9 protein-coding genes are annotated in these 11,841 nt (G+C 41.9%); 3 read left to right on the top strand and 6 right to left on the bottom strand.

Annotated features, from left to right (window positions below; genetic code table 11):
- Positions 1 to 254: 254 nt before the first annotated feature.
- The 3 genes from AACT52_RS15625 to AACT52_RS15635 form a co-directional block, all read right to left on the bottom strand.
- Positions 255 to 941 (bottom strand): AAA family ATPase, encoded by a 687-nt coding sequence (locus AACT52_RS15625; protein WP_083630349.1) that lies wholly within the window; start codon positions 939 to 941, stop codon positions 255 to 257.
- Positions 935 to 3,211 carry a Mu transposase C-terminal domain-containing protein gene (locus AACT52_RS15630; protein ID WP_073632021.1) on the bottom strand — a complete coding sequence of 759 codons (2,277 nt, stop codon included), beginning with the start codon at positions 3,209 to 3,211 and terminating at the stop codon, positions 935 to 937. Before AACT52_RS15630 ends, AACT52_RS15625 begins: the two co-directional genes overlap by 7 nt.
- 213 nt (positions 3,212 to 3,424) lie before the next feature.
- Positions 3,425 to 4,003, bottom strand: a complete 579-nt coding sequence (locus AACT52_RS15635; RefSeq protein ID WP_073632023.1) for a PadR family transcriptional regulator — start codon at positions 4,001 to 4,003, stop codon at positions 3,425 to 3,427.
- An 871-nt stretch (positions 4,004 to 4,874) separates the two neighbouring features.
- On the opposite strand from AACT52_RS15635, the gene AACT52_RS15640 reads away from it, so the two are divergent.
- Entirely contained in the window at positions 4,875 to 8,375 is a 3,501-nt protein-coding gene (locus AACT52_RS15640) for an AAA-like domain-containing protein (protein ID WP_073632025.1), read from the top strand.
- A 15-nt stretch (positions 8,376 to 8,390) separates the two neighbouring features.
- On the opposite strand, the gene AACT52_RS15645 is transcribed toward AACT52_RS15640, so the two are convergent.
- Entirely contained in the window at positions 8,391 to 8,864 is a 474-nt protein-coding gene (locus AACT52_RS15645; RefSeq protein WP_073632027.1) for a hypothetical protein, read from the bottom strand.
- 48 nt (positions 8,865 to 8,912) lie between these two features.
- Here AACT52_RS15645 and AACT52_RS15650 point away from each other — a divergent pair, with 48 nt between their 5' ends.
- A complete protein-coding gene (locus AACT52_RS15650; protein WP_073632029.1) occupies positions 8,913 to 9,611 on the top strand; it encodes a hypothetical protein in 699 nt (232 codons plus the stop codon).
- Between the two features lie 35 nt (positions 9,612 to 9,646).
- The gene (locus AACT52_RS15655; RefSeq protein ID WP_073632031.1) at positions 9,647 to 10,147 is read left to right on the top strand and encodes a hypothetical protein; all 501 of its coding nucleotides are present in this window, start codon (positions 9,647 to 9,649) and stop codon (positions 10,145 to 10,147) included.
- Here the strand turns inward: AACT52_RS15655 and AACT52_RS15660 are convergent.
- Positions 10,134 to 10,649: a GUN4 domain-containing protein gene (locus AACT52_RS15660; RefSeq protein ID WP_073632033.1), complete on the bottom strand. Its 516-nt coding sequence runs from the start codon at positions 10,647 to 10,649 to the stop codon at positions 10,134 to 10,136. The two genes, AACT52_RS15655 and AACT52_RS15660, sit on opposite strands and share 14 nt — an antisense overlap.
- Before the next feature lie 68 nt (positions 10,650 to 10,717).
- Positions 10,718 to 11,749, bottom strand: coding sequence for an esterase/lipase family protein (locus tag AACT52_RS15665; RefSeq protein ID WP_198940931.1), 1,032 nt, complete (start codon positions 11,747 to 11,749; stop codon positions 10,718 to 10,720).
- Positions 11,750 to 11,841: the final 92 nt, after the last annotated feature.

An 11,841-nucleotide genomic window follows, 5' to 3' on the forward strand; every position in this document is an offset into this window, starting at 1 on the left:
GGAAAATCTCCTGGTAGCGATCGCCATCTGACTCCTTCTACCAAAATGTAGAAAATCGCATTGAGTATAATCTACCTTTGTAAGGTTACCCTTTCTATGTAGTATTTCGGAAATAAAAAGAGTAACTTCATCTAATCTTTACCAATATTTAGTTGTAATAGTTGAGCGTTAAGCTTCAAAATACAAGTATTAATATATACTATTATAGTAAGCATTTACTCTGAATTTTTATGGTTTCAGTTGAAAAATCAAAACTAAGGAACGTGAATTTTGTAATATAAGGTAAAAACTTGAGGCAAATAGTAGTGGATTAAAATAATAAGTTTATGTATTGTTCCCGTCAGATTCGCAATTGATTTAATCCAATTCATTTGATGCAGCATTTGGTGTCCACCGGACATCATTAACAAATGTTGAGCTTCATCTACTAGGAAACATCTTAACTGGCGATACCGAAACACCTTCTCCATTGCTCGTCGCAAAGTAGGTACGTCTTTACGATTGGATTGATTAATCAATCCTAAATCTTTGTTATCAGTCCAAGAGAGTTTATAATTAGACTTATACTCGATTAAAACCTCATTGAGAGATTCTAAAGCCCGAATATAGTAATCCTTATGACTAAAATTTCCTCGTTCGGCTGGAATAGCTTCAACGCTAGCGACAGCAATTTTACCAGGGTTTACTTGTAATTCCGGGAGAAATCGTTCCAATAAGAGTTTCTCTAGGCGCAGTCGCAAGGTAGTTTTACCCACGCCAGTTACACCAAAAACTAAAAATACTAGGGTATCCGCAGGTTCAAGAATATTAATTAATAGCCTGTCCAAAGCTTCTTTAAGTTTGCGGTGAGGAACTGTAATACTTTTGAAGTAACAAGTCTTATCTTCACTAGATTTATTTAGGAGTTCTTGCGTAAATGCTCGTGCATTAGTATTTACCATAACTCCTCATTCGTATATGGATTAATTGTATTAAAATTTATTTTTGGTTCTAAACTTTTTTCTGACTTCAGATTGCTTTTAGCAACTTTATTAACTTTTTGTGATTGATTTTTTTTCTGGTCTTCACCTATTGGCTGAGTTCTTCTGCCCTCAATAATCGAGCGAACGTCTTGACCAGCTAAATCATGTAATCGTTGTTCTAATATTGCTTCTTTTGCTTCTGCTTCTTCGAGGTAAGCCGCTCTTTCCTTAGCTGTTAAATTGATTCTTTTACTAGATTTCTGTCGAGTGCGACGTAATTCAACTGTGGCTAATTTAACTTCTCGCTCTGAACGATTCTGGAAAGATTTATAATATTGGGAAATACACCGAATCCACTGCCCTTTGACATAAGCATAAGCTGTTCCCATGTCAAAGGGGTCATAACGCACTGGGACATCTGTCCCTTCTATTTCTGGTTGGATAAACGAATCATCTATTGACCAATAGTAAAGGTAATTGATTTTGATTCCACGGGATGGTTGCACCTTAGCTGTTCCTTTAGGAGTAGATGGTAGAGTAAATATTTTAAAGTTCTCGTCATAAATAATTTCTTGCATCTTTCTTTGTCCGCTTTTCTCTATTCCTTCTGTGAAGGCTTGATGCGGACTTTTCCCCAGAGTTGGATGTTCTTTATTATCGTAAAATTCATAACTGTAAATGCAAAAGAAAGCATACAGTTCATCTAATGTCCAAACTGCTTGTTTTTTCGGATTATTTGATTTAGTTACTAAACGAACTTGTTTGGTTATTTGCGTGTTTCCTTGAAGATTATGAAAAAATTCTGTATTGGTTGTACCAAAAAGACGTTCAATCACTGACCCAAATCGAGCTTTGGCTGGCGGACGTTGTTTTTTAGTGCAGCCAAAGGCAGCTAAAAGTGTTTCAAAATAGATGCTACTGAACTCAGCCCCGCCATCGACAACAATCGTCTCAGGTAGGCGTGAATATCTCTGCACACAAATTCGCAGCACCATCATAATTGAGCGGTAGCTTGGTTCGTCAAAGGTTAAATAGACCGCTAAAATTCTTCTACTGTAAGCATCCATCAGCAAAGTAGCCCAAGGTCTGCCTAGATTACGCCCTGTACGGGAGCAGATTAATTCCACATCTACCTGTGTATGGTCAATGTGAGCGATTTCCCAGGGACGATCTCCATGAGGCGGAGTGGTTAAGTCTAATTCCCAGTAGAAGGCTGATTGCTGATAAGCTGCACGAGAACCAAGCCGTTTTTTAGTTTGTTCATAACCGGAACGTTGCTTGATTCTGTTGCAGAAAGTCACATAGCTTGGTAGTTCCTCTGGATTTTTGGTTTTTTCCCATTCGTGTTTCAAGACTCCGTAAACTGCCATTTTCCCTTTTTGTTTGAGCGTTTCATAGTGGTCAGCAATAATTTTGTCAATGAAGTCCTGCGTCTGTTGTGATATTTTTGGTTTTCTATTACCTTTGCTTGCATGATTATCGAGCAGCCCAATATATCCCCAGTTATATTTCTTTTGAGCCAGGAGAAATTTAGCTTTCCAATAACGAATAGTACGCTCAGATATAGTAGCGTTATCTGTTGGTTTACCTGCTGCTTGTTGAGTAATAATTTGATAGCGATGGTTTGCTTGTGCTAAATCACATGGGCTGGCTTTTAAATAGCGTTCTATTGCTTCTGGGTGGATAGAAGATGTAAAAGTTGTGGATGTTTGGTTACTAATCGCTGCAAAAAGCAAGTTCTCTTCAGTTCTTTTTTGCTCTAATAACCAGCGATTGTAAGCATCAGCTGCTGCTTGATCAACAAATAAATGTACTCTCTCTGGTTCAGTTAAAGAAGCAACACTCAAGTCAGTATAAATTTCCCCATTAGCTATTAAGGCATTCACCTCATCTGATGTCGCCGTTAGGGTTTGAATCAGGTCAGAGTAGGTTATTCCTGGTGTCAGGGCAATCTGCTCTCTAATGCGGTTCGCAACTTCCACATTTATTTGATAAGTTTTGATGGTGTAGGCTTTGAGAAATTGACGATTTCTGTACTTGACCCAATTGATTTCCTTATCAGTACGGAGGCGGTAATACAGACCTAATTGTTCAACGACTTCCGCTACTGGTGGACTTAGCCATCCCACATCTATTGAAAAAACATAGCGTTCTGGTTGCTTGGTTGCTAGTTTTTCTAATCGAACAGAGGACTTCCATTCTTCAAAACCTGCACTCGATTTTCGGATGACAAAAAAATCACCGAACATGAGTCACTGTTACCGTTCTGCCATTTTTGGCTTTGACTTTTAGGCACAGACGGTAGGGTTGATCATAGTATTCCAACCTAAATGGTAGTGCAAATATTTTAAGAAAAGTAGCTACGAGATTGGGATTAGACCTCAGTCAGATAGGTAGGGGTTGCTTGACGCAACCCATGCGGTTCTACGCATGAATCCCACGGCGTGTCTGCCGTGGGTGCGTCAATGCTCTGCAAGAAACTTGTAAATCTCACGCTTTACCTGAACAAGCAGATCGCGTACTCGATTTGCTTGCTCTAAATTGCCACTGCGAGCAATTTGTGTGACCGCATCATTCAACTCTGTTAAAGTACGCCGCAACTCAATCAGTTCAGAAGGTTTACTTTCCGTAAAACTGTCGTGAACGTTTCTTAAATGAGATTGCGCTTTGCGATCGCTCAAGAATTGTCTACCACTCTCTGTAATTGTGTAGACACGCTTACCATCGACTTGCTCACTGGTCAAATAACCGCCTTCTTCCAGCATCTGGAGTGTTGGATAGACAGAACCTGGACTAAGACGGTGAAAGCCTCCTCGACGGGTTTCTAGTTCTTTAATCAGTTCATAACCGTGCTGGGGACGCTCAGATAGAACCCCAAGCAAAATGAATTTCATGTCACCGCGACGGGTACGAGGCTCATCTCCCCAACCACCACTAGACGAACCTCTGTGTCCATGTCGCCCACTCATGAAAAATTGATTGCCAAATCCTTCTCCAGCATGGACTGGTACAGGAAAACGTGGATGAAATTGTCTGAACATATGTAACTCCTTGTGCTTTTGACCTATCACGATATATCGTTATTAATGAATCCAATATATAGCGATATATCGGATTTGTCAAACACAAATTCTAAATGCTTGCTCATCTACCAATTACCCGCAAACAAGGAGCTTTTGGCAGTTAGATCGTGTTTGCTTGCTCCATACACTGGCTCATCCAGATTATCAGGTTCAACCTTGGTAGTTCCGAGATAGCCGGGAAATGTTGCCGATCGCACAATCACTTCAGAAATACGCTGGTCGAATTGAGCTTCTTTTCCCGCTTTGGGGCGGCGGGTATGAATGTAGGTTGCAGGGACAGGTCGCGATTCTCGTGCCGAGAGGCTGCGCCAACGCTCTCACCATAACGTTGAAGCGCTCTAAAATTACTGAGGCTCAAACAAATCATTTCCGATCCAATTAATATGATCGTTTGGGATTCGGGAAGGCATTACCCCGACAAAATTTGCGGCATTGTCAATGTTTCCCTTGCCGCTATATCTGGCTTGCATTGCGCCCTGCTTTCTGCTGCCCACCATGTTCTAACCTTAAAGTGAAACGGTATTACTCCCGGCAACACTTTTATCTGTACCGGGACTTTATCGTATGGCAGTTGATTATCTGGTTTAAACTTTATGTACCTGTGATTGGTGCCTCCGCAGGCTTTGTTTGTGTGCCCGCGTTGCTCCCAGACTTCTAGTCTGTGGGCAATTTAAACATTTGGGATGCTCCCGTTGCAAACAGCAGAATAACTAAAAAACCTCCTATTTCAGGATTATTCTAACCGTGTTATGACTTACGCACACTCTAGGAATTCAAGCGCGTTCTTGACAACGGACACTTGTTGCTGGTTAAGTGTATAAAATAGGTAATGACTGATTATAAGTATCAAATCGGTGGAAGTCTAACCAGTGATGCTCCAAGTTATGTGGAGCGACAGGCAGACTTAGAACTGTATTCGGCATTAAAGCGGGGTGAGTTTTGCTATGTCCTCAACTCTCGGCAAATGGGCAAATCCTCACTGCTGGTAAGAACTCGGTATCGTCTACAACAAGAAGGGTTCAAGTGTACCACGGTGGATATGACGAATATCGGCAGTGAAAATATTACTCCAACTCAGTGGTACAAGGGAGTTGTTGGTGAACTGTGGTCGGGTTTCAAGCTGTTAGGAAAAATTAACTTAAAAGCTTGGTGGCAACAGCACGAGGATATCTCTTTACTCCAAAGATTGAGTTGGTTTATTACCGAAATACTCAGCCAATTCCCCAATGAGAGGTTGTTTATCTTTATTGATGAAATTGATAGTATACTTAGCCTTAATTTTCCAGTCGATGACTTTTTTGCTTTCATTCGTTTTTGCTACAACCAACGAGCAATAGACCCAGAATACAACCGCATTACTTTTGCTATATTTGGAGTGGCAACGCCATCAGATTTAATTGCTGATAGAAAGCGTACCCCGTTTAATATTGGTAAAGCAATAGAACTGCAGGGTTTTAAATTCGGTGAAGTTCAGCCATTAGCTAAGGCATTAAAGGTACAAGAAGGAAACTCCCAGACTGTTTTAACAGAGATATTAGCTTGGACAGGGGGACAACCATTTCTTACCCAAAAGCTGTGCCAGTTGATTGTTGATTCTAGTAAAGATGCGGTGAGTGGAATTGTGACTATTCCTCCGGGAACAGAAGCCTTTTGGGTGGAAAGTGTTGTCAGGACGCGCCTGATCCACAGGTGGGAATCCCAGGATGAACCAGAGCATTTAAGGACGATACGCGATCGCATCCTAAGCAACTCGCAACACGCTGGGAGAATGCTTGGCATCTATCAGCTTTTGTTGCAAGGTGTAGAAGTGTCAACCGATGACAGTCGAGAACAGGTAGAACTGCTGCTATCGGGTTTGGTTGTGAAACAGCAGGGTTTGCTGTTGATCACAAACCGGATTTATCGAGAAGTTTTTAACCTCGAATGGGTAGAAAAACAACTTGCTTCCCTACGTCCTTACTCTCAAGCCTTTGATGCTTGGATAGCTTCAAAGCAACAAGATAAATCACGACTGCTGCGCGGACAAGCCTTAATTGACGCTCAAACTTGGTCGCGGGGTAAAAGTTTAAGTGATTTAGATTATCAGTTTTTAGCCAAGAGTGAAGAATTAGACAGAAGAGAAATACTACTGGTATTGGAGGCGGAACGAGCAAAAGAAGTTGAAGCACGACTAACAGAAGAAAAGACTAGACTAGCTCAGGAGAAAAAAGCTGCAAAAAGACAAAAAGTTCTGCTTTCTATCGTGAGTCTGGCATTGCTGCTTGCCTGTGTAATGAGCGTGACAACTTACTTTCAGTATCGCCGAGCAGCAGTCAGTGAATACCAAGCAAGGCTGAGCGAAATTCGAGCGCTGGTGTCTTCTTCTGATGGATTGTTTGCCTCAAATCGCCGATTGGATGCACTGATAGAAGCCATTAAAGCCAAACGAAGACTGCAAAAACTCGGTGAGGCAGATGCCAATACTGAGCGCCAAGTTAACAATATACTGCAACAAGCTGTTTATGAAGCAGATGAATACAACCATTTATCGGGACATAAAGCGGGTGTTCTGGCAGTTGCTATCAATCCTGACAGTAAACTGATTGCCTCGGCAAGCATAGATAAAACCATCAAGCTATGGCGGCGCGACGGAACGGAAATAGCAACCCTCAAAGGTCATCAGGCAAACGTGAGGGCGATCGCTTTTAGCCCCGACGGTCAGACGATCGCTTCTGCAAGTGACGATCACACGATCAAACTCTGGAAGCGGGACGGCACGCTGCTTAGAACTTTCCAGGGTCATACTGCGGCGGTTTGGGGAGTCGCCTTTAGTCCCGACGGTCAGGCGATCGTTTCTGGCAGTGTGGATGGCACGGTGAAACTATGGCAACGAGACGGTAGCCTGCTAAGAACGCTTCAAAACAGCGGTGCTAGAGTATGGGGAGTCACCTGGAGTCCCGACGGCGAAATGATTGCGGCTGCCAGTTTCGACAAAACCGTTAAACTCTGGAAGCGGGATGGCACTTTATCTAAAACTCTCCAGGGTCACACCGCTCTTGTCACCTCAGTCAAGTTTAGCCCCGACGGTCAAACTATTGCTTCAACAAGTGGAGACAAAACCGTTAAACTTTGGACGCGAGACGGTCGCTTGCTCAGAACCCTCCAAGGTCACAGTGCAGGGGTGCATGGAGTAGCTTGGAGTCCTGACGGTCAGCTTATTGCTTCCGCAAGTATCGACAAAACCTTAAAACTGTGGCGTATTGACGGTAGGCAGCTAAATACCCTCAGAGTATATAATGCGGCAATTTGGGGGGTAGCTTGGAGTCCCGACGGCAGCTTTATTGCCTCGGCAGATACCGAAGGCGTCGTCCGACTCTGGCAGAGTCAAAACCCATTCCGCACTATTATCACTGCCGAACAGGGTGGGGTTTGGGGTCCAGATATTAGTTCCGACAGCAAGACGATCGCGACAGGAAGCGTTGACGGGATAGCTAAACTTTGGAACCGCCAAGGCAAACTGCTCACGACAATGCATGGTAATAAGCTTGGCTCTGTCTCAATTGCCTTCAGTCCCGATGATAGGTTAATTGCGATCGCCAGTAACGAAAATTCAGTGCAACTCTGGCGGCGAGACGGAACTTTAGTCAGGACTTTCATCGGTCATTCTGCGCCTGTGTGGACTGTTGCCTTTAGTCCGCAAGGAAATATCTTCGCTTCGGGAGGTGAAGATACTACCGTCAAACTTTGGCGGATAGATGGCACTTTACTCAAGACTCTCAGAGGGCATAGTGCTACTGTTTGGCAGGTACCATTTAGTCCAGATGGTCAGACCATTGCTTCGGCAAGTGCAGACGGAACGATTAAGCTGTGGAAACTGGATGGTACACTGTTGAGAACGCTTACAGGTCATGAGGCGGCGGTGTGGAGAGTGGCATTTAGCCCTCAAGGTAATATCCTCGCTTCTGGCAGTGGGGACAATACGGTGAAGCTGTGGAAACTGGATGGCACGTTAGTGAGAACTTTGAAAGGTCACACGGCTGCGGTGTGGGGAGTGGCGTTTAGCCCTGACGGTCAAATTATTGCTTCTGGCAGTGTGGATGGCACAGTGAAACTCTGGAAGCTAGATGGTATAGAACTGACGACCCTCAAAGGTCACACTGCTGCCGTAAGGGGATTGGCGTATAGCCCTGATGGAACATTTGTCGCTTCAGTCAGTGAGGATAACACGCTTATCCTGTGGAATTTGCAGCGAGTTCTCAATCTGGATTTACTGACTTATGGATGCGATCGCCTGCGAGATTACCTGCGGACAAATGCAGAGGTGGAAGAGAGCGATCGCCACCTGTGTTAGGGAAACGCTTCGCTTTCAGCCGTCGCATGACTCCCGCGCTGGATTTTCATATCCCGGTGTTGCGCCCACGCGGATCGCCAGCATCGCGTCCACTTCCTTTGGTTCCTTTGGTAACAAATATTCCCGCGAGCGCACATCCTCATATCGCCGTTGATTCGGAGACTTGCGCCTAAAGATAGCAGGTTGAGTTTTTTCCATTTTACCAACTTTTGATGATTGGGCATTCAAGAAGGTATCCAGCGTAGACATGCGGCGAAACTCAACAGAATAAGGGTAGGCATTCCCGCCACGGCAGCCAGATTTATGCAGTTTTACCAGTCTTCGGTTATTTGTTGGGATATACAAAGGATCTGTCCCACTCCAGGCGTGTGTTCCACCTTTATGCCCTTTGGTGGAATTGACTTGAGTAGAGTAACCAAACCAGTCGAACTCATCACTACTTTTTAATGCCGCATCATAAATAAAGCTAAAAAATCCGAAAAGTAACACGGAATGCTTGTATATTAGTGTGTTGCTACTAGATTTAAGGGCAAGCTTATGGTAGAACCTTTAAGGGCAGCAGTGATTGTCTCATTATTTTTCTCTGAGGCAATTAAAGAAGGCGGAAAAGCTTTAGGTAAAGGTGACGCTGATACATTTACTCTTCTAATAAACACCATTCGTGAAAAGTTTAGAGCAGAGGGAACAGAAGGGTTACTGAAACGAGCAGAAAATGACCCTACTCTACCGAATAAGGCAAAGCTACAAGATGAACTGCAAACTCAAATGGATGCAGATGAAGCATTTGCTCAAAAACTGAAAGAACTAGTCCAACAGCTACAAGTACAAGATGAAAAGATACGTCAAGTAGTTTTGAGTGAAATTGAATTAACTGGTGACTTGAAAGCAGAAGATATCAGCAAGAAAGCGAAAGGAGTTGGTTCCGTTGAGCAGGAAACGGTTAAAGGTGTGAAAGATGTCGCTTTAAGCTTAAGAAACGTCCCGTTTTTGCAAATATATCTATATCTTTTGATGTGGGAGATAAAATCAAGGTCATACAGCTTAATGGACTATATTTTTGACAAAGTGATAGACTGCTCAAATTCTCCATCATTGAATAATTTGAGTCATAACAAAACTATAGAAATAGGACCAGTCAAAATAGGAATACAAGTAGACCATGTTACGTTTATGATAGGAATTGCTGGACTATTGGGAACACTTTTAGTGGTGTTTATGCTTTTCTTTTTTAAATAAGTGAATGAATTTTCTACAATATTTTAAATTTTAAAATGCCTATATTGCCTATATTAATAGTAGCATTTATTGGAATGGTGTTTGATTTTGTTACCAATTTTATTGGACTAGTAAGCAGCATGGGATTCTCAGTACTAAATGGAGTGACGTTACTTGCTATATTCCAAAGTTTTGTGGCTTTTCTTATAGCAATTATAATTTTGTTCTTTAGTGCTAATACAATCGAAATTATGGAAAATAGCGATGCATCTTTTGATAACAGTTTAGCAAAGATAATTGTTATTGCTATTATGCTGCTTAGTTGGCTAACATCCTTCTTAGGAATATGTGAGTTCTTCAATACAGGTACATTTCGTTTGGCAGCTTTGTCACTTCTGTCAATAGATCTTGAGGATATTTTCAAGCTTGGTTTTATCAAAATTTGTCTTGCTTTGATTATGGCAATTATATTCACGTTATGTACACCCTACTTTGCGAACCGTCTGCGGAACAAGAAACTGACAGCATCAAGCTCTGAGAACCTCAATTTTGATTGAGTGTATAAAATTTGTAGAAGAGAGTGGCTTGACAAGGAAAGCTTCCTTGTTTCTCTGGATCAGGATTTTGAGGACATTGAGGTTCGATATCCAAAAGTCCCCGTTTCCAACCAACTTCGCTGAAAAATCGCTCTCTAATCTTGAATTTATTGTATTCTCCTAGAGTGCCTCCTAAGTTAATCCATGTGTTCCTCTGTACACTAAAGCCAAATTTACCGTCGGTTTTTTCTAACCAAAGCTTATCTATCTTTGTGATTAGATCTTTATTTGGGAAATTCAGTGCATCTTTTGGAGAATACATACCATCACTTGTATTTGGGTGAGTAGATAAGCGCATAATTTTCAACGTTTCTTCGTCAGCTTTTTTAAAGCTATGCTCATTTAGCAGGCTTCTTAAGTACTCTAGCTTTGGATCATTTAGTCGCTCATTTACAGTTGGTGATAATTTTGGTATTGCAAGACAAATTAGTATCAGTATAAAAACTACAAGCACAATAAACATAACTATAATCTTTTGGTATGGCGCATTCAATACCCCCTCCGAGCTTATACCACCACGATTCGGAGGGGCTATTGAGGGTCTTTATTTTCCTCCACTTGCGGAACAGTATCTTTTGTTGCAGAAATTTGCAGAGGAGTTGAATCAACTGGTGGCAATTGTGGTATTGATTTTAAATGCTTTTGAATAAAGTTTTTTACACCTTTATAGACATCATCGCGTCTAGATTTAGGTTTAGCAATTGTAATATGGTTTGCATCAACAGAAACTGGCATCACATCCAAAAGCTTGGGGTCTGCACTAGCTGCGTTTACAACCTTATACCCTGATGTATCCCACGCTTCGTAATAGACCTCTGTGGCGATTTGATAATTACGATTATTTACCTTTTGCCGATACCACACGTCTAAGTCTCGCAACCAAGGATTGTTGTCTTCCAGTTCCTGAACACTCTCTGTAGTTCGTAAAATTTTACTGAGAATACCAACTGTGTTTGCTAGATGAGAACCATTATGCGGAGTTGCTAAAAATACAATACCTTTAATTTTGTTAATAAACTCTTGTTTATCGTAAGTATCAGCGTTTCTAAGCACTTCTTTAACCAATAGACCACCTAGACTATGAGTAATGAAAATCAGTGGTTTATCTTCACCAAGCTGTTCGTTTTCTAACGACTTCATTAAATTCCTCGCCTGGTCGAAACGTGGCATTGCTCTGCCTTTCCAGTTAGAAAACTCAGCTTTGTAGCCGAAAGTCCAGACACCAACATTTTTTAAGTCTTCCCCAAGCCAATATAGCCAAGACTTATTATCTAGCTTTTCTTCCGGATGCCAAGTTTTTAAAGGATGACCTCCTAAACCGTGAACAAAAACTACATCCCCCCGCTGATTGGGGTTATCGCATCCTGATATTTTAATCAAACCAGTCATGTTGCTTTCTTCATTTGGCTGCGAATTATCAGAGGGTTTGCGACCAAACATATTAGCTTTCCTTACTAGTGGTATTACTATGATGCTCCGACATACTAGTTCTTCATTAGAAATACCATGTATTCCAGACCATTTATTCCATGAAAGAGCCAAAAGTTGTAATTGATAGCTCAAAGTATTAATTTCTCGTGGTTGTGAGCAACGGCGTTACCAATCTTAGGTGTTTTCCCAATTTTGGGTCAATTGTTGGTATTTGAGTGACAGAT

Origin of the sequence: Scytonema sp. HK-05 (assembly GCF_963872035.1) — a bacterium.
Taxonomy (GTDB): Bacteria; Cyanobacteriota; Cyanobacteriia; order Cyanobacteriales; family Nostocaceae; genus Kalymmatonema.